At 58.2% G+C, this 16,512-nt stretch carries 16 protein-coding genes and 1 pseudogene; 5 read left to right on the plus strand and 12 right to left on the minus strand.

Annotated features, from left to right (window positions below; all coding sequences use genetic code 11):
• Nucleotides 1-145 precede the first annotated feature (145 nt).
• The 3 genes and pseudogenes from QU595_RS25685 to QU595_RS30245 all read right to left on the minus strand — a co-directional run.
• Nucleotides 146-1,093: a PDR/VanB family oxidoreductase gene (locus QU595_RS25685; RefSeq protein ID WP_315927326.1), complete on the minus strand. Its 948-nt coding sequence runs from the start codon at nucleotides 1,091-1,093 to the stop codon at nucleotides 146-148.
• Nucleotides 1,093-1,821: a hypothetical protein gene (locus tag QU595_RS25690; RefSeq protein WP_410000573.1), complete on the minus strand. Its 729-nt coding sequence runs from the start codon at nucleotides 1,819-1,821 to the stop codon at nucleotides 1,093-1,095. Before QU595_RS25690 ends, QU595_RS25685 begins: the two co-directional genes overlap by 1 nt.
• 72 nt (nucleotides 1,822-1,893) lie before the next feature.
• Nucleotides 1,894-2,171, minus strand: a pseudogene (locus QU595_RS30245) (Rieske 2Fe-2S domain-containing protein); the annotation flags it as partial.
• Nucleotides 2,172-2,248: 77 nt separating this feature from the next.
• Between QU595_RS30245 and QU595_RS25695 the strand changes: the two are divergent.
• Nucleotides 2,249-2,710 (plus strand): AraC family transcriptional regulator, encoded by a 462-nt coding sequence (locus tag QU595_RS25695; RefSeq protein ID WP_315927330.1) that lies wholly within the window; start codon nucleotides 2,249-2,251, stop codon nucleotides 2,708-2,710.
• A gap of 77 nt (nucleotides 2,711-2,787) precedes the next feature.
• Here QU595_RS25695 and bhcA read toward each other — a convergent pair whose 3' ends face one another.
• Complete coding sequence (gene bhcA / locus QU595_RS25700; protein ID WP_315927332.1) at nucleotides 2,788-3,960, minus strand: L-aspartate--glyoxylate aminotransferase BhcA; 1,173 nt, start codon at nucleotides 3,958-3,960, stop codon at nucleotides 2,788-2,790.
• 301 nt (nucleotides 3,961-4,261) lie between these two features.
• Between bhcA and QU595_RS25705 the strand changes: the two genes are divergently transcribed.
• Nucleotides 4,262-5,314: a substrate-binding domain-containing protein gene (locus QU595_RS25705; protein ID WP_315927334.1), complete on the plus strand. Its 1,053-nt coding sequence runs from the start codon at nucleotides 4,262-4,264 to the stop codon at nucleotides 5,312-5,314.
• A gap of 186 nt (nucleotides 5,315-5,500) precedes the next feature.
• Nucleotides 5,501-5,698 (plus strand): hypothetical protein, encoded by a 198-nt coding sequence (locus QU595_RS25710; RefSeq protein ID WP_410000571.1) that lies wholly within the window; start codon nucleotides 5,501-5,503, stop codon nucleotides 5,696-5,698.
• On the opposite strand, the gene QU595_RS25715 is transcribed toward QU595_RS25710, so the two are convergent.
• From QU595_RS25715 to QU595_RS25750, 8 genes are all read right to left on the minus strand, one after another.
• Nucleotides 5,695-6,669, minus strand: coding sequence for an aldo/keto reductase (locus QU595_RS25715; RefSeq protein WP_315927336.1), 975 nt, complete (start codon nucleotides 6,667-6,669; stop codon nucleotides 5,695-5,697). The genes QU595_RS25710 and QU595_RS25715 overlap by 4 nt on opposite strands.
• Nucleotides 6,666-7,868 (minus strand): DUF1116 domain-containing protein, encoded by a 1,203-nt coding sequence (locus tag QU595_RS25720; RefSeq protein WP_315927338.1) that lies wholly within the window; start codon nucleotides 7,866-7,868, stop codon nucleotides 6,666-6,668. The genes QU595_RS25715 and QU595_RS25720 overlap by 4 nt, the downstream gene beginning before the upstream one ends.
• A gap of 102 nt (nucleotides 7,869-7,970) precedes the next feature.
• Nucleotides 7,971-9,002, minus strand: coding sequence for an aromatic ring-hydroxylating dioxygenase subunit alpha (locus QU595_RS25725; RefSeq protein WP_315927340.1), 1,032 nt, complete (start codon nucleotides 9,000-9,002; stop codon nucleotides 7,971-7,973).
• Nucleotides 9,003-9,127: 125 nt separating this feature from the next.
• Complete coding sequence (locus tag QU595_RS25730) at nucleotides 9,128-10,069, minus strand: ABC transporter substrate-binding protein (protein WP_315927342.1); 942 nt, start codon at nucleotides 10,067-10,069, stop codon at nucleotides 9,128-9,130.
• An 87-nt stretch (nucleotides 10,070-10,156) separates the two neighbouring features.
• On the minus strand, nucleotides 10,157-10,921 hold the full coding sequence (locus tag QU595_RS25735; RefSeq protein WP_315927344.1) for an ABC transporter ATP-binding protein: 765 nt from the start codon (nucleotides 10,919-10,921) through the stop codon (nucleotides 10,157-10,159).
• Nucleotides 10,922-10,937: 16 nt separating this feature from the next.
• On the minus strand, nucleotides 10,938-11,711 hold the full coding sequence (locus tag QU595_RS25740; protein WP_315927346.1) for an ABC transporter permease: 774 nt from the start codon (nucleotides 11,709-11,711) through the stop codon (nucleotides 10,938-10,940).
• Nucleotides 11,708-12,541 carry an ABC transporter permease gene (locus QU595_RS25745; protein WP_315927348.1) on the minus strand — a complete coding sequence of 278 codons (834 nt, stop codon included), beginning with the start codon at nucleotides 12,539-12,541 and terminating at the stop codon, nucleotides 11,708-11,710. Before QU595_RS25745 ends, QU595_RS25740 begins: the two co-directional genes overlap by 4 nt.
• Nucleotides 12,542-12,897: 356 nt before the next feature.
• Nucleotides 12,898-13,986: a carbon-nitrogen hydrolase family protein gene (locus tag QU595_RS25750; protein WP_315927350.1), complete on the minus strand. Its 1,089-nt coding sequence runs from the start codon at nucleotides 13,984-13,986 to the stop codon at nucleotides 12,898-12,900.
• 308 nt (nucleotides 13,987-14,294) lie between these two features.
• Between QU595_RS25750 and QU595_RS25755 the strand changes: the two genes are divergently transcribed.
• Nucleotides 14,295-14,984, plus strand: coding sequence for a TetR/AcrR family transcriptional regulator (locus QU595_RS25755; protein WP_315927351.1), 690 nt, complete (start codon nucleotides 14,295-14,297; stop codon nucleotides 14,982-14,984).
• A 304-nt stretch (nucleotides 14,985-15,288) separates the two neighbouring features.
• Nucleotides 15,289-16,509, plus strand: coding sequence for an ABC transporter substrate-binding protein (locus QU595_RS25760; protein ID WP_315927353.1), 1,221 nt, complete (start codon nucleotides 15,289-15,291; stop codon nucleotides 16,507-16,509).
• The last annotated feature ends 3 nt before the right edge of the window (nucleotides 16,510-16,512 follow it).

The following is a 16,512-nucleotide window of genomic DNA, read 5'->3' on the forward strand; positions in this document are numbered from 1 at the left end:
GAAGCGCCTCGTCAAATTCCCCTCGATCAAATCCTCGCGGCCTTTCCTGACCTCGCACCGACCTTTCGGTTCGACGAGCCAGACGCCAAGACACCGACCGGCCACGCGCCTCGCCAGCACCGCTCTGCATCTTGATCAAAGAGGCCTAGAGATCGAGCTTCAGTTCGCGATTTCTCGCAACCGAACAACAGATCATCATGGTCCGCAGGCGGTCATGATCTTCGGCGACGCGGAAAGTATCGCGGTGGTCGACTTCCCCATCAACTACCGATGCCTCGCAAGCGCCGCACATACCCTCCTCGCATGAATATGGCACATCGACGCCGGCCTGCAGGCATGCGCCGAGGATTGTCTGGCCCGGCTCAACGGAAAGCGAGATCCCTTGACGGGCCAGGTACACCGTAAAGCCTGTTCGGAGCGCAGGCTTCTCGACTCCTGCAAAGCGCTCGCGATGCACCATGTCGCGAGGTCTGGATGCGCTCGCAGTCTCGTATTCGTCAAGCATGCCCGACGGGCCACAGCAAAACAGATGAGCATGGGTTGGAGCGATTTCGACCAGCTCACTGATCTTGGGCCCGTCCAAGTGCTCTTCGCCGGTGATCAAAATCTTGACTTCGGGATCGTCGGCGAGCTCATCGGCAAACAGAATGTCTTCGGACGATCTGACCCAGTAAAACAGTCTTGCGACCTTCTTCTGCTGCTTCAAAGACCTGTACATGTTGATGATGGGCGTAATGCCGATGCCGCCCGCGAACAGCCAAGCCTCATCGACTTGAGGCAATGCGAAGTTGTTGCGCGGCTTCGAGATCGAATAGACGTTTCCGACAACGCTTTCGCGATGCCAGGCCTGAGAGCCGCCGCGCCCTTTCGCGTTGGCAAGCACGCCGATGACATACTCGTGCGGGCTGTTGTCTGAGTTGATCAATGAGTATGAGCGGCGGAAATTGCTGCTAATCTCGATGTCGATATGCGCCCCGGGTTCGGCCGGCGGCAATGGCTCTCCGTCGGCAGCCACGAGATGGTAAAGGTTGACGTTGCGCGCTCCATACTCGACCGACTTTAGCCGTGCCAGTCGCTCCAAACCGCTAGCCATCAGATCACTCCGTAGGTGATGTTCATCGACCGCAGCCACGCGCGATAGCGCTGTCCCATGAGGTCGGTGCGATGATGCAGTTCATAGCGTAGGTCCGCCGGAATTCGCTCGGGGCGCTGGGTCTCGATGATATCCCTGTCCTGCGTAAAGATGACGTTGTAGCGTTCGACGATCGAGGACACCGAAGGAGCGGGTTTGATATCAAGGGCGCCGCTTATTCTGACAATGCTATGGTTCTCCTCCACCATCTGAACCGTACAGAAGGTGGCGAAATGGCTCACCGCCCCCTCAATCGGCTGGTTGTCGGAACCAATGTCCTGGATATCTTTGCGGAAGCGGCCGACGAGGGGTCGAAGGGCCTTGTAGACATAGTCCGACCTGACAAGCACGCCACGCGCGTCGCCTCCGGGCTGCAGGACGCTGATGGGGCTGGTCGCAAGGCCGCCTCCGTCGATTTCTTCTACCGTGTAGGGCTTGATGGTGTCCGGCTCGGTCGCGATGCCGTTGACATCACCATGCACGAACGGGAAGTGGGTGATATCCAGGAAGTTCTCCAAAGACCGAAAACCGTTGGCATGGAAGACGAACGGGCCGGCATGGACTTTCAAATAGCTGTCGTCGTTCCATTCGTCATAGATCGGAACGTCGTTTTGAGGTTCGCCAATGCAGGCCCAGGCGAATCCATATCGTTCAACGACCTGATGCGGGAATGCACGCGCCTTGGCCATCGGCTTTTCTCCCGGCGCCGCCGGGATCTGCGTGCAGGCGGCTGTGTTGTCATAGCGCCAGCCGTGGTAAGGGCAGATGACCTGGTCGTCGCAAATGCTTCCTTTGGATAGCCGCGCGCCGCGATGTTGCACAGATCTTCCCAGACGTGCAGTGTGCCTTTGCTGTCGCGCCAGGCAACCAGGTCGCGTCCCAACAGCCGCACGGGGCTGAGCTTGCCCTCTTCGAAATCGCCAGTGTAGCCGATCACATGCCAATCGTTCAGAAGCACCGGATCCTGGCAGCCATATTGCTCGGTGATCGGCCCGCTTCGGCGCATGGTTGTGAGAGAGGCGTTTGCCGTGGCAGTCATGATTGGCTCCCTTGCTGCTCGATGTATTTGTTCATATACAACGCAGCGCGCGACCGATCCTTCAGCGAAACTGACAGATGACGCCGTTGGTCCGGGAGATGGTCCTTCATCTTGCGCGTCTCGATTGTGTGGAGGCCTCGCAAAGCCGCCACGCGCGAATTGCAAACGTGCTGCTGGCGGAGCTTGGCGAGACAGCGGTTGACCGGCTCTATATCAGCATGCCCACGGATGCACGTCTGCGACGTATCGCGACTTCATTGCTGGAATCACCTGGCGACAGGCGAACCTTGGCCGATTGGGCGGCCGCCATCGCAATGAGCGAAAGAAGCCTTCGGCGGCAAATCGAGCGAGAGACCGGCGTGACATTCGGGAGATGGCGCCAGCAGTTCCATCTCGCAATGGCGCTAAGGGATCTCAAAGCCGGCATACCGATAAAGGTGATCTCGGAAAGCCTCGGCTACGAGTCAGTCAGCGCTTTTTCGACCATGTTCAAGAAATCCATGGGAAAGCCGCCCGGCAGATATCTATCGGCCTCGTAGGGCGCGAGGCGGAGCGCTACCGCCTGCGCGCCGATACGTGGTTGAAACGTCCCAGTTTCAATCACCCAGGGTTCGCCTCAGGCATCCGGGTGGCCGCGATAGTAGGCTTGCGCAGCTGAAACACCGCTGCCGAGCTCGATCGAAAATCCAAGGTCCGCCATGACCATTTCGATGGCGGCAAGACCTGAAAGCATCATGACATCGGTCATGGCTCCAAGGTGACCGATACGGAAAACCTTGCCTGCGACATCGCCCAGACCGACGCCAAAGGCCACACCATATTTTTGGGCTGCGTGCGTAACCACCTTCGTTCCATCGAAACCCGATGGGACCAGAACCGCCGAAACAGTATCCGAATATAGTGATGGTGAGCGAGCGCAAAGCGAAAGTCCCCAGCATGCAACCGCCTTGCGCACACCGGTTGCAATCCTGCGATGCCGGGCAAAGACATTTTCCATGCCTTCCTTCTCCAACAACTCTATCGCAGCGCCCAGGCCCCGAATGAGATTCACAGGGGGCGTGTAAGGAAAGCCACCGGCAGAGTTGCTTTTCAGCATGTCGCGAACATCGAAGAAACAGCGCGCGCAGCGCGCCCCATCCATGGCCTCGATCGCCTTTGCACTCAAGGCTAGGATCGCCAGACCAGCGGGCAACATGAAGCCTTTTTGCGATCCAGTAATCGCGGCATCGACGCGCCATTCGTCCATGGCGAAATCCATTGATGCAATGCTCGACACGCCATCGACAAAAAGCATCGCCGGGTGGCTCGCGGCGTCGATCGCGCGGCGCACGGCTGCCACGTCGCTTTTGACACCCGTTGCCGTTTCGTTGTGGCAGACAAGCACCGCTCGTATGCGCTTGTCGGTGTCCTTTGCCAGAACATCCTCGAACGCCGCAGCGGGAGCGCCCTCGCCCCATGGCGTTTCGATAACCGACACCTCGATTCCATGCCGGCGGCACAGGGCGATCCAACGCTCGGAAAACATGCCATAGCGAGCCGCCAGCACCTTGTCGCCCGGCGACAAGCTGTTCGTGATCACCGCCTCCCAGGCGCCTGTGCCTGTCGATGGGAAAAGCACAACTTCGGCATCTTGCGATTTCAAGATCCGCCTGACGCCGGCAGCGATGGGTTGAAACATTTCCGCAAAAATGTCGGATCGATGATCAATCGACGGGTAGTCCACGGCGCGGCGCAATTCATCGGGAATGTTGGTCGGACCGGGTATGAAGATCGGGTTTTGCAACGACAAGATGGGCTCCTTGTATGAGGTGTGCGTTTGGCTGCAGCCAGGAAGGATACGCATAGGGTGCGGGCCCACGGCGCTGGCCGAGCAGCATTTGTTTGATGACACTAAAATTAGATTGACAACAGCAAAATTTCGGAAAACAATTTCCGTGCATCCTGGGAGAAACCGAAAAGGCGTCGGTGGAGTTTTTGCATGCAGCCGAGCGGCTCACCGCTACCTATGCGGCTTGAGCGCATCCTAGTGTGGGCGGGTAGCCCAAGATCAATGCCTTGCAATTTGAACGACAACAACGAAGGGGAATGAAATGCATCTGTCACGCAGACAATTCTCGGTGCTCATGGCATCGCTGGCGGCGGTGTCGCCAAGCAAGCTTTTCGCCGCAACCGGAGCCGAACTCACAGCGCAGGCTGCTAAGCCGGTTGATACGTCCAAATTCAAGAAGGCCGGCCCCTACAAGATCGGGGTGGCGTGCGGCTGGCTTTCGATTTCCTGGGTCGTCTATGCCAAGCAGTATATCCTCTGGGCAGCAGACCAGCATAAGGCCGATGTGAAGTCCGTGGTCTTCACGGACGCAGCTTTCAACCCGGCCAAGCAGATCTCGGACATCGAGGATCTGATGCGTCAGAACGTCGATGCGATCCTTTACTGGGCCGCGGACGACAAGGCGCTCGAAGAGGTGCTTGATCGCGCGGTCAAAGCGGGCATCGTGACGGTCAATGCCTTCGGCAGTTTCGTGGACAAGCCGGGCACCGTCTCCAACGCGGTCGTCGACCAGTGGACGCTCGCCGAGACGGCAGCCAAGGCTTTCGCCAAGGACCTCAATGGCAAGGGCAAAATCGCAGCCATCATGACGGTTGCCGGCAGTGCCTCGGCCAGCGATCAGCTCGACGCGCTCAAGAGCGTGCTTGCCCAGAATCCCGGCATCGAACTCCTCAATGTCTCCTACGCGGACTTCAACCGTGCGAAGGCAAAGCAGGTCGCCGAGAACCTACTCCAGGCCTATCCCGACATGAACGGCGTCTTCTGTACCTCAGGCAACCAGGCGCTCGGCGTTGTCGAGGCGATCGACGAGGCGGGACGGCTGGCCGACTTCACGGTCGGACCGGCAGACGAGTTGAACGGCTGGGCGAAGTGGGTCGTCGCCAACAAAAAGGGCGGCAGCGTTCCCTACTCGCCAATCGTCGGCAAGGTTGCATTCGACCTGGCGATCAAGATCCTGAAGGGCGAACCGGTTCCGCGCGGCGAATTGATCCCGATCGAATACTATTCGCCGGCCGACGAGGACAAAATCGTCCGTAACGACCTGCCTGACGACTCCTGGCCGGGCCCGCTGCCGGCTGAATTCCTTCCGAAGTAAGCTTCGGCAGGGGCTGCATCGGTGGTGGGCGCAGCAGCAGTCGTCCGCCACCGATTTAGCCTGTCTTCCCCGACACCCGCGTCTGATCTCCAGACTTGCAATCCGGAACCCTGCCGAGCCCACACGAAAAATGCCGGCGCCGCCGTCTGGCTGCACGCTTTCGCATTTCTATCGTAGAGGAACTGCGTGGACGAGTTCGATTTCATTGTCGTCGGCGGTGGTTCGGCTGGCTCCGTTCTGGCTGCCCGACTTTTCGAGAACCCGGCCAACAGGGTTCTCCTCATCGAGAGTGGTCGCTGGGACAGCGACGTTGATTCATATTCCCGCAACGTTCTTCAAGGTCATGCAGCGCGGGCGCGGCGTCCATTCGACAAAAGCAGCTAGACGTCCACGGCCTGCATTCCGGTGGCGTCCATCCGATCCCCTACCGGCAGGGGTAGTTCGACGGCAATGCGCGAAAGATCCTCGGGCGTAAGGGTGACATAGATGGCTTTGAGGTTCTCTTCGAGGTGAATGCGTTTCTCGCAGCCGGGAATCGTTGCAACGTTTTGCGAAAGAACCCAAGCAATTGCAAATTGCGCTGGGGTGCATTCCTTCTCACCGGCAAGTTCGCGCACCTTTGACACCAGTTTGAGGTTCTGCTCGAAATTGGCGCCCTGAAACCGCGGCCCATGACGCCGCAAGTCGTGCGGACCAAGGGCCTCTGTCTTCTGGATATCTCCGGTGAGAAAACCTCGGCCCAAAGGTGCATAGGCCACGAAGCCGACACCGAGTTCTCGACACGCCGGCAGCAACTCCGCTTCGACGTCGCGTGTCCAAAGCGAATATTCGCTTTGGACCGCAGCGACGGGATGTACCGCATGGGCGCGTCGAAGGGTACGGGCGCTCGCCTCCGACAAGCCGATATGCTTGATCTTTCCTTCCTGGATCAGGTCGGCCATCGCACCGACGGTGTCTTCGATTGGCACGTTTGGATCGACGCGATGTTGGTAGTAGAGATCGATGCAATCGATACCGAGTCGCCGAAGCGATCCTTCAATAGATTGCCTGATACGCTTAGGCGAACTGTCGAGCACCCGCGTCAACGTGCCCTGCGCCGTCTTTTCGATTCCGATCCCGAACTTGGTCGCTATGACAACCTGATCGCGTCGCCCCTGTATCGCGCGACCGACGAGTTCTTCGTTGGTGTAGGGGCCGTACATCTCCGCGGTGTCAAGAAAGGTTACGCCGAGGTCGACGGCACGTTGAATCGTCTTGATCGATTCCGTGTCATTCACTGCCCCATAGATGCCTGACATTCCCATGCAGCCGAGGCCAATCGCGGATATTTCCAGCTTGCCGAGGGTCGCTTTCATGGCACGTTCTCCGCGTCGTTTGTTTGATCAACCGCGTCATCCAGGGCCCTTGCAAACAAGGCTACGGGAACCTCGATCATTCCGCCGCCGATCCTGCCATCCCTGCCCTCAGGGTCGAGCATGCCCAGAAGCACCACGGGTCCTTGCCCAGACGAAACAACCGCTTGAGCATCGACTCCCCCTGTAAGATCGCCGAGCCCAGATAGCGTGGCGCACTTGAACAAATGGCGCCGCTCGATATGCCGGTGCGGCAGGACATGACGTAAGCCTTGAAAGATCGGCGACTTTTCGCCGATCAACTGACCACCAAGGCCAAGAAAATCGATAACCGCGCTGTCCCCGATACCCCGGGCTGGCAAGCGCTCTTGGCGGCCCGGATCAAGGTTGCCCGTCGGGCGAGGCCCCTCCATCTTGAACCAACGCTTCGGGCTTCTCGCGAGCTTCAATCCATACTGGAATCCATTGCCTCCGGCCTGGACTACGACGGTCGAATCGACTGTCCCGGCGGCCTGGCCGAGGACGGCCGCCGCCATTGCCATCCAAATATTGATGGCAAAGCTGGTGTTGGTGTTCACGAATGTGCTGATGGCCGATGGAATCGGCCTGTCGGTGCGGCGCGATAGGGCCTCGACCATCGCCATGGAGCCTGCGGAGACGGCGGCATGGCCATCGTCTCCATTTCGAATAGCCTCCGTGAGCAGCGGATAAAGCTCCATCGGCTCGGTGAAGAGCGCCGCGAGCCAGTCAGCAAACGGCCCGTTCAGCCAAGCATGGTGCGCGGGCAACTCCATATTGCGCAGCCCCAGGCGAGACGCACAGGAACCGCCTTCGTTCAAGACCGACCAGGCGCTGATCGCCGGTGCCGTGGAACTGGAGACTTCGATCAAAGCCATCGATGGTGAGGCGACGCCGGCAAGAGGCAGAAGCACCGCAAAGTCCTGACCGGCGCCGAGCTCGATATCATTGGACAAAACGAGAGCGTCAGCCTCTTCCCAGGTTTTTGCCCAACCCTCATAAACGCAAGCAAATGCCAGCGAATTGCGAAGCAATGGAGGAATGTCGGCGCGATTTTCGAAAGGCGGGCCGGCGTGGAGCAGGACACGACGACGTCCAATAATTCGATCCAGCCGGGAAACACCCGTCCACAGCGGCCGGGCCTGCCCGATCTTGCGAGCGGCTTCGGAATTGGCACTGGTCATCGCACCACCTCGATTGATAAAGGTCGATCGCCCAGCCCCGGGCGATACCAAGACCGCCAGGGCATCGTCTCTGGTTTGAACACGGCAATCAGCTTAGCCGGATCAACCCGCCACGGGCTGGGCGTCGACGCGCTTCGCGAGGCCTTGGTCGCGCATTGCCTTGCGATAGCTGACCGCGACGGCGTCGAAGCGCATGTGAAGCTCATCGGCAAGGTCAAACGGCACGAACTCCGGGCGCTGCAATTCCACGATCTCCTTGTCCTGGTTGAAGGCCGTGTCCTCGAAACGTTTCATGATCTCCGGGTCTTGGTCATGATAGTAGTTGCGACCAATCACCGAGTAGCCGATCGACATGTTGTTATCCACCGGCTGCGAACAGAACAGATGGATCATCTGCTCGCTACCGCCCCAGTCCTGGCGCATCACGATAGTATAGGGCAGATAGAGTTGATATTGTGAGTGGCGTTCGCCACTTTGTTGTTCGTTGAAGAACACCGGAAATTCTTCGTTCCGCGGCGCCTCGGGGCGCGTGATCTCATATCGAAGCACGCGGTCGTCCGTCTCCACGGAGTAGCGGGGCACGATGGTCTTCTTGGGATCGCCCAGGAGCCCCGGATGCACCCACGGAAAATGGGCAAAGTCGGTGAAGTTCTCAAGCTGCCGCGACGAATCCGCCTGCCAGGGGTACGGACCTGTAAAGATCAGGCTCCGATCATCGGCTTCCAATTCGGGGATTTCAGGCAATGGCCACCGGGGCTCTTCCAGGCTAACCCAGATAATCCCATATCGTTCCTGGCAGAAGTAGGATGGAACCTTGGCTTTCGACGGAACAACCGTGGGATCCTCAAGCTGGGGAATTGCCGTGCAAACGCCGTTTTTGCCGTAGCGCCAGCCGTGATACGGACACAGGATTTCGTCGCCGTCGACGGTCCCTTGAGACAGGGCGGCGCCACGATGGATGCACATGTCCTCCATGGCATGCGGTTTGCCGTCCGAACTGCGCCAGATAACCAGGATGTGCCCGAGCAGCCGAACCCGGGTCGGCCTCTCCTGCAATTGGTGAGCATACTTCACGGGGTGCCAACACTTCTTCAATGCAGAATAGTCCGGCACGGCTGCGGGTGCGTAGAACATGCAATTTCTCCCGTAATGGTCTTATTTCAGTAAGTTGGAGCGATAGCGGCTTCTCCCTGCTGGCGGACGACTCTGGTGCAGCAGGAAGTAGCTGCTCAGTCCGCTTGAAGGGACGTTTCCTTCAATCAGCGGAAAAGGTCTGCGGCTGAAACAGCCTTGTCGGTGATGCCGTATTTGATGAGATGCTGCGAAATGACGTCCACCATTTCAGGGTCGAGCGACGAGTCGAAAACCGGGAGCCGGACTCGACTGGCAAGGTCGGCCTTCACTTTCGTATAGGTCGGAATGATGTTTCGGATCTCATCTGGATGCTGGGCAGCGTATTCAGTAGAGCGGTTCATGGCGCGAACGAAGGAGTCGATCACTTGCGGGTTTTCGGCGATGTAGGTTTCAGTCGACATCCAGGCGCCGTCGAAGAAATTCTTCTTGCCCCCCAGTGCAATCGCCGGTGCGTCGATCTGAACGTCGCCAGCATCGAGCGACCGCGTCAGGAACGGCTCGAGTGTCCAGATCGCATCGACTTGCTTGCTTTCCAGAGCGTTGGCCATGTCGGGAAAAGGGACCTCGACCAGCTTGACGGAATTGGGATCCATACCAGCCAATTCAAAAGCCGCCTTCACCACAGTCTCTCCATAGGCTCGCACCTCATTGACCGCTATGGTCTTGCCCTCGAGGTCGTGGATCGTCTTGATGCCGCTGTCCGGTCGCACAACAATTTGCATGTACGCCTCGTCGGGGTTGCTATGCTCCTTCAAGTACGCGGTCAGGACTTTGATCGGCAGCCCCCTCGAACGAGCAATCACCGAATTGACGCTGCCGATGTGACTGATCTGGGTCGCGCCCGACATGAGTGCGACCGTCAGTTCGCTGCCTCCGCCCATGAAGATGGGTTCGATATCCAGGCCTTCTTCTTTAAAGAAGCCCTTCTCGATGCCCAGAATTATGGCAGCCGAGTTCACGCTTGGCAGCATGCCGACTTTGAGATGCGTGAGGTCTTTTGCTGCCGCGGGAGACAAAGCAAGGACCATTGTCGCGATTGCGAACGAGATAATTCTGAACGGTGACATTTCAGTTCCCCTTTCGGCTTTGTGCATGCGTTTGGGTTCGCCTGCGGTCGTCATTCGACAGGCGGCGCTCAATCAAGGTCTGTTGCTTCAGGCCGCCAGCGAATGGGCCGTCTCGTTGATCAACCTGTAGACGTGGGCCCGGAGATGCCCGAACTCAGGCAGTTCCTTGGTAGTGATCTGATGCCGCGGGTGAGGCAGGTTCGTGCTGATGATCTCCCTCACCAACGTTGGCGAACGCGTCAGCACGACAATCCGGTCGGAAAGATAGACCGACTCGTCGATGTCGTGAGTGACAAGCAAGACGGTCTTGCCGATCTTGTGCTTCACCTCGAGGATCAAGTCTTCGAGTTCCGCGCGTGTCTGGGCGTCCACCGAAGCAAAAGGTTCGTCCATGAGCAGGATCTGCGGTTGATAGGCAAGCGCGCGCGCGATCGCGACACGCTGTTGCATCCCGCCCGAGAGCTGCCAGGGATAGTGGCGACGAAACCCTTCGAGCCTGACATCTTTCAGGGCTCGCGTTACGCGATCCTCGCGCTCCGACTTCGGTATCTTCATGTGCCGCAGTGGCAGCATCACGTTGTCCTGGACGTTGCTCCATGGATAGAGCGAGGCGCGATAATCCTGAAAGACCATGCCCATTTCCGGCGGCGGCGAGCTGACAGGCTTTCCGTTGATCGACACTCTGCCGGTGGTTGGGGCCAGAAGCCCCGACATGCATTTCAACAGCGTCGTCTTTCCGCAGCCAGACGGCCCGACGACGCAGACAAATTCGGAGGCGTGCACGCTGAAACTGACGTCCTTCAGCGCCTGGATGTTGCCGTATGATTTGCTGACGTTCCTGATATCAAGCACGACACTGCTCCTATGTTCAGCCGCTCGCGCGGGACTTCTTGTGCCAGTCTAGGACCCGGGATTCGATCAGGGAGAAGATCGCATTCAGCGCGTAGCCAAGCAGGCCGAGCAGAAGAATACCGGCCCACATGTCCGCAATTGCGAAGGAACGTTGCGATTGAAGAATGAAGAAGCCGATGCCCTCGGACGAAGCGACCATCTCGGAGATCACCATCAGGATCAATGCGAGCGACAAGCTGCTACGCATACCCGCGAAAATCTGCGGCAAGGCGTTGGGCAAAACGATGTGGCGCAGTTTCAGCCAGCCGGAGATGCGATACATGCGCGCCGTTTCGCCCATCGTCGGATCGAGGCTGCGCACCCCGTCGATCGTGTTCAACAAGGTTGGCCAGATGCACACGAAGGCAATGATGAAGACCTTCATGCCTGAGCCGACGCCAAAGACCGTGATTGCGAATGGGATCAGTGCTGGAGAAGGTATTGAACGAAAGAACTCGACGATCGGGGCCGCGGCGCGCTGTGCCGTCCTCGACAAACCTAGCGGCACGCCGATTGCGATCGCCAGCACCATTGCGATGCCGTAGCCAGCAGCCAGGCGAGCAAGACTGGGCAGCACGTCAGTGGGAATCCTGGCGAAGATCCACAATTCCTCAAATCGCTGCAGGATCACGATCAGGGAGGGGAAGACAAAGGAGTGCGCCGTGGCGGTAGTCGCGGCCCATACGATAACAATCCCGATCGGCACTGCGATTTCGAGTGACGAGGCGAGGATCTGCTTTGACCTGGTCATGCTTCACCTCGGCGTTGCGATGCGTGCCAATGCAGGGCGCGGCGTTCGAACCAGATCGTCAGTGTGTTCAGCAACCAGCCGGTCAAGCCAATGGCAATGATGAACGCGTACATACCCGTGGTGTCACCCGACGATCGGGCCACATTGATCTCGCGGCCAAGACCCGGTGCGCCAATGACCACTTCAGCCGTGACCGCCAGGATCAGCGAGACTGAGGAGCTGATCCGGATGCCCGTGACGATGTAGGGAAGCGCCGACGGAAGCATGACATGGATCATGCGTTGCAAACTGGACAGGCCAAAACAGCGCGCGGTGTCCAGGGCAACAGGATTGGTGTCCTTCACCCCGTAGATCGTCTGGACGAGAAGAGGCCAGAAGGCGGCGAACGCGGCCAGGAACGTCTTGCTCTCAATGCCTACGCCAAAAATCAGCAAAGCGACCGGAACAAGCGAAACCGAGGGAATGGGACGCATGAACTCGATTGGAATGCGAAAAGCACGATACAGAACTTCGCTCCAACCGAGGACGATGCCCAGAGGGATCGCAAGCGCCGCCGCGATGGCCAGTCCCGCCGCCCAGCCGCGCAGGGTATCGAACAGAGCCTTCCAGAAATCGCCCGTCTGCATCAGGCGGGCCAGCTCCAGGAAGGTCGCCGACATCGACGGGAAGAAGTGAGGATTGATGACGCCGGTCTGGCTTCCTACCTCCCACGCCAGGAGAAGTACGACGATCGCGAGAAAGCCGGGGGATATTGTATGCAGCAATGCCGCAAATTGGGCGTTGTTGCTTCGGGAGTTATCTCTTTGCAGTGAACTGAACCCAAGCGACATTATGCTTGCCTCGCTTGAACGCTCCTCAAGTAGATCGTCAGGCCGTTCCAGGTACTGCAGCAATGCAATGACGTCATGGACACCATGACGATCGAAGCATTCACCTGGCACCTGGCACCGTCGACCGATCTCCGCGGTGACGTCCAGAAACGTGTCAAAGGCGTTGAACTTCCCTATGCGGCAGCACAACCGACGAGCCGGCTCTCTTCAAAAGAGCTAGGGAAGCGACTCCTTGGCTTGAAAAGCCCATGCGAACAAATTCTGGCCATCCTATTCCCCTGCAGCTTAGGCACGCCCTTTTCCGGGTCTATCCATGGAGGGCCCGCGCGCCGGAGCGCGCGGACGATGATGGTGTTTCAGTTCAATTCCGCGTCCAGAAGCCGGTCGCTTCGCGCAGGTATTCTTTCTTGCCCGGCGTTCTCCAAGCCGAGGGTGTTTTCGGCGGCTTGTGACCAGGAATTTGCGCCGCCGAAAGAGGTGCGGTGAACGAGCACATTGTCATGGTCGTTTATCAGCAGCTGAAGTTGATCCGGCCGGTTGTAGCCGCCGCCAAAATCGTGGACGAACCGGTCAGTGACGCAGTGCTCGAGATCGACATCGGCATAAAGGATGCCTTCCTTATCGCCGTCGAGCGGACCTGCGATGATGTTGCCTGTCGGATCGATGATCGCCGAGCCCCCCGTCTTCTTGGGGTCGGTCAGGAAGGCTCGATCTTCGTCGGTGTGAGCCAGCAGATCCACCATTTCGGGACTCACAGTGCCGGCAGCTGCGATCACGAAACACTTGCATGCGTAAGCAACATTGCGGCTGGCGATCAGGATCGATTGATGCATCGATGCCCAATGGTCGGGCATGAAATGGTTGGGCCAAGCCGCGACGTGGATCCTCGTATATTCAGCAGACATGGCCATGACAGCCATCGGATTGGTATTCTCGCCGCAGATCATGCCGCTGACCGGACCGAATTCGGTGGGTACCGAGCGCAGGTATCGGGCGCTTCCCCCCATATGAACCATCTTCTCGCCGATGGTCGGGGCCATCTTTTGATGTTTGCCGATGATGCGCCCATTTCGGTCGATATAGAGCTGTGTATTGAACATACCGCCGGTTTGATTGGCCTGCTTCTCCGTCAGGCCCATGACCACGTAGACGTTCGCCTCGGCCGCCGCCTTGCAGATCTCGCGGACCTCCTCGCTATCAATCACGACCGCGTTTTTATAGAGCTCGGTCGCCAGGCGCATGGCCTTCTTCCCGTTGGCCGGGTCGAAATAATACCAAAGCGGATGACCTGGGATGAAATTCTCGGGAAAGCCGACGAAGTCGGCGCCGTTGGCCCCGGCTTCCTTGATAAGCCTGACAGCCTTCTCAACCGACGCTTCCCTGTCAAGGAAAACGGGAGCCGCCTGGACTGCGGCGAGGCGAAGCTTTGGGAATGTATCCCCCATTTCAATCTCCCTTGCAAAAAACTTCTGTACGGACGCCGGATCCTACTTGCGTAGCGGGCCGTTTCGTGGAAGTTATCGATCGATAACCGATTTCAGCCAGGTCGGCAAGAGTGAATCTGGACAAAATTCACTTTGACAGAAATAAAGTTGGTTCAGGTGGGGACCTCCATGCGGCCGGCGAACCGCAGCTATCGTTTGAAGGCTTTTGTCGAAGTAGGTATGGGTCCCGTTTATCCATCTAACTCGGCAGCGAATTGCAGTGCGGCTGGTTTTTTTGCCACCGCACTGATGCGGAGAAGCCGTGGCATATGAATCTGAAAGGTCCCTGCATGGAAGACCGAGCACAAGACAACGCACCACAATATTCCCAGCAACCGAGGTCGACGCGACTCTCGGGGGAAGATCGGCGCGAGGACATTGTTTCAAAGGCCATGGTCTATTTCGCGGACCACGGATTTGCCGGCGGAACGCGCGAGCTGGCGAAGAAGATAGGCGTCACGCAGCCACTTTTGTACAAGCACTTCTCTTCGAAAGCCGAATTGATACAGGCCGTGTTCGATCGATTGGCGAAGAGGCAGCGGGATGCACATTGGGACATCCTGCTGAAAGACAGGGCCAAGCCAATCGAGGCAAGGATGGTGTCTTTCTTCTCGGCCTATTCCGAATACACTTACACTTACGAATGGATACGCCTCTATACGTTTGCCGGTTTATCGGACGGAAGCCTGAACGTCTGGCATATCCAAAGGGTGGGCAATCCGCTGATGACATTAATATGTCTAGAGGTTGGAGCCGAGGCCGGTTTGACCCGCAATTCAGATCAAATTACGCAGGATGAACTTGATGTCATGTGGATACTGCATGGCGGTCTTTTCTATTTCTACGTGCGCAAGTTCGTCTATGGCGAGTTCCCGCAACGGACCTTCGAATTTCCGATCAGGCAAGGCGTCAAACAGGCCCTGGCAAGCCTGAGGGCGATATATTCGAACAATCCCTGACATTGCAGGCGACCGCGATCACCAAGCCCATTGGACCGATGCCCGGTCACACGGGACCGCGATTTGCATCCTCGCAGTTGCCCGATCTGCCGGCCTACCGCCAGCCGTTCCGAAGTCACGGGCTTCCATAAGATCAGGCTATGGATCGGCTTCAGCATTTCATATTTCTGCACGCCGCCTAAGCTGAATAACAATTCCCCGTCGAAAAGCAGTCTCTGCCCGGGCAGACGCCTGTTGGCAGCGACAAGCGCCGCGACGCATCGCGAGCACGCGATGCCCCAAAAACAAAACGAAGGGGAATTCGATGATCAACCGCAGAACATTCTCGAAAGGCGCCGTCCTGGCGGCGATCGCATCGCCCGCGATTATCGGCCGCGCGGTCGCGGACGACGAAATCCGCATTGCGTCCATCCTCGACCTTTCCGGAGGACTCGATATCTACGGAAAGCCGACGCAGATGAGCATGCAAATGGCCGTCGACGAGATCAATGACGCAGGAGGCCTCTTGGGCAAGAAGCTCAAGCTGATCACCTACGACACGCAGTCCAACAATCAGCTTTACGCGCAATACGCACAACAGGCTGCGCTTCAGGACAAGGTACATGTCGTTCACGGCGGGCTCACCAGCGCTTCGCGCGAGGTCATCCGTCCAATCCTGAACCGCTTCAAGACCCTCTATGTCTATTCGACCACCTACGAAGGCGGTGTATGCGACAGGAATACCTTCTGCACAGGCTCGACCCCGGCCATGGACGAGAAGGAGCCACTCAAATGGGCGATCAAGGAATACGGGAAGAAGATCTTCTCGATCGGCGCCGACTACAACTCTCCACGCATCCGTGCCGAATGGACCAAACGCTACGCCGCCGAGAATGGCGCAACGATGACTGCGAATGAATTCTTTCCGCTTTCCGTGACTGAGTTCGGTCCTATCATCACGCGCATTCAAGTCGAGAAGCCGGATTTTATAGCCTGCTGCCTGATCGGCGCAGCCCATTTGGGATTTTACCGGCAGTGGGCGGCTGCGGGCATGCTGAACAAGATCCCGATCCTCGGCTACAGCTTCGGGTCCGGTAACGAGCAGCAGATGCTGCCGCCCTCTGACAGCGAGGGGATCGTTGCTCCCTTCACCTATTTCATGGAAATCGACTCCCCCGAAAACAAGGCCTGGGTTGAGCGCTATAAGAAGAAGTTCGGCGCCAACGCTCTTCCCCAGAATTGCATCTCGATGGGCGGATACGAGGGCACCATGCTGTGGGCGGCGGCCGTCAAGAAGGCAGGGTCTGCCGAACGCCAAGCCGTGATCGAGGCGATGGAGGGCGGTGCGAGTTACACCGGGCCAGCCGGGGTCCTCACCGTGCTCGGCCCGCTTCACCATTGCGCCAGGGACATCTATCTCGGACGCTGCGAGGGCGGTGCATTCAAGATTCTCACGAAATGGGACCAGCAATTTCCGGCGGATGCTGAAGGCAAATGCGACCTTCTGAAGAATCCGGACACCAACAACCAGTTCACGCCCATCTGAGGG

This window comes from Mesorhizobium sp. SP-1A (assembly GCF_032460275.1).
GTDB lineage: Bacteria > Pseudomonadota > Alphaproteobacteria > Rhizobiales > Rhizobiaceae > Mesorhizobium.

Coding starts and splice junctions, on each gene's coding strand:
- QU595_RS25685 (WP_315927326.1), bottom strand. CDS start 1,093: ATGGCTAGCGGTTTGGAGCGACTGGCACGGCTAAAGTCGGTCGAGTAT.
- QU595_RS25690 (WP_410000573.1), bottom strand. CDS start 1,821: ATGGCCAAGGCGCGTGCATTCCCGCATCAGGTCGTTGAACGATATGGA.
- QU595_RS25695 (WP_315927330.1), top strand. CDS start 2,249: ATGACGCCGTTGGTCCGGGAGATGGTCCTTCATCTTGCGCGTCTCGAT.
- QU595_RS25705 (WP_315927334.1), top strand. CDS start 4,262: ATGCATCTGTCACGCAGACAATTCTCGGTGCTCATGGCATCGCTGGCG.
- QU595_RS25715 (WP_315927336.1), bottom strand. CDS start 6,669: ATGAAAGCGACCCTCGGCAAGCTGGAAATATCCGCGATTGGCCTCGGC.
- QU595_RS25720 (WP_315927338.1), bottom strand. CDS start 7,868: ATGACCAGTGCCAATTCCGAAGCCGCTCGCAAGATCGGGCAGGCCCGG.
- QU595_RS25725 (WP_315927340.1), bottom strand. CDS start 9,002: ATGTTCTACGCACCCGCAGCCGTGCCGGACTATTCTGCATTGAAGAAG.
- QU595_RS25730 (WP_315927342.1), bottom strand. CDS start 10,069: ATGTCACCGTTCAGAATTATCTCGTTCGCAATCGCGACAATGGTCCTT.
- QU595_RS25740 (WP_315927346.1), bottom strand. CDS start 11,711: ATGACCAGGTCAAAGCAGATCCTCGCCTCGTCACTCGAAATCGCAGTG.
- QU595_RS25745 (WP_315927348.1), bottom strand. CDS start 12,541: ATGTCGCTTGGGTTCAGTTCACTGCAAAGAGATAACTCCCGAAGCAAC.
- QU595_RS25750 (WP_315927350.1), bottom strand. CDS start 13,986: ATGGGGGATACATTCCCAAAGCTTCGCCTCGCCGCAGTCCAGGCGGCT.
- QU595_RS25755 (WP_315927351.1), top strand. CDS start 14,295: ATGAATCTGAAAGGTCCCTGCATGGAAGACCGAGCACAAGACAACGCA.
- QU595_RS25760 (WP_315927353.1), top strand. CDS start 15,289: ATGATCAACCGCAGAACATTCTCGAAAGGCGCCGTCCTGGCGGCGATC.